Source organism: Streptomyces glaucescens, assembly GCF_002154375.1.
Lineage (GTDB): Bacteria > Actinomycetota > Actinomycetes > Streptomycetales > Streptomycetaceae > Streptomyces > Streptomyces glaucescens.
In genome coordinates this window covers 1-1,027 of the sequence record NZ_MUND01000876.1, presented here as the reverse complement: position 1 = coordinate 1,027, position 1,027 = coordinate 1, and the positions used below count along the sequence as shown (strand labels likewise).

The 1,027-nt window shown below is 76.7% G+C and carries 2 protein-coding genes; both read right to left on the bottom strand.

Translation table 11 applies throughout. The features are described from left to right. On the bottom strand, nt 1–407 hold a 407-nt coding region (locus CCN42_RS38715), incomplete at its 3' end, for a DUF5304 domain-containing protein (protein WP_086741883.1). A gap of 57 nt (nt 408–464) precedes the next feature. Further along, nucleotides 465–1,027, bottom strand: a 563-nt coding sequence (locus CCN42_RS38710) for an ArsA family ATPase (protein WP_479688106.1), incomplete at its 5' end; no start/stop codon positions are given.

Here is a 1,027-nt window from a genome sequence, read left to right as displayed (position 1 = left end):
GCCCAGGAGAACCGCTGGACCGCGGAGCGGTAGGCGGCCAGGAGTTCCTGGCCGGCGGCGGCCAGGTGGTCGAAGACGTCCGGGTTGCGCTCGATGACCGGTTCGACGGCCGCCTTGGCCTGCTCGACGACCTGCTGCACCACCTGCTGCGCGGCGGGTCCGGCGACCGCCCCGAGCAGCGGGGACTGCAGGCCTGCCAGCTTGTCGAGGGCGGTGTCGACGAACTTGCGCAGCTCCTCGGCGGCGGAGCCGGGCGGCGGCTGCTGCTGCCGGGTCCGGCGCCGGGCCTTCTCGGCCTCCAGGTCCTCGGCGCAGGCGGTCGCCCAGGCGTCGGGGTCGCCCGGCGGACGGGGGTCGTCGGCCGCCTGCTCGTGAGCCGCGTCGTGGGTGGGGCGCTCTTCGCTCATGGCGGCCTCCTGACTACGTTTCGTCCCTCCGACGTTACCCGAACGGGCGTGGCCGCTTCACCGGCTCCGCGGCCACTGCCGGGGGTCCGGGGCGAACCGGACGCGCAGCTCGCCCTCGCGCAGGCCCGCGCCGTCGACGGTGCAGCGGCGCAGCGCGGACGGCAGCGGAACGATGCGGCGGAACGGCCCGGCGGTGAGGACGAGTTCGTCGCCGCGGCGGATGAGGTCGAGGTCGTCGCGGACGGCGCCGGGCAGCGGGATGTGCCAGACGAGCACGCCGTCCTCGGCGAGACGGTCGGTGACGGGCCACTCGACGGTGGTGGTGCCGGACTTGACGGCCGGTACCGGGAGGGCGGCGAGATCGTCCGCTCCGCGCGGGTCGCGACCGAGGTGCGGCACGGCATGGACGTCGTACGTCTCCTCCCACTCCGCCAGGACCTTGCGCTGCTGGGCGAGCGGCCCGGCCAGCCAGCCGTCGGCCTCGCCGCCCGGCTCCGGGAACGCCCGGTTCGCGAGCAGCGCCTCCGGACGGTGGCCGCGCAGGGCGAGGCCGAGGGTGGCGTGGCGGACGGCGTCGGCGCCGGCCGGGGTGGGGGCGGCGACGCCGTCCGCCACGCCAC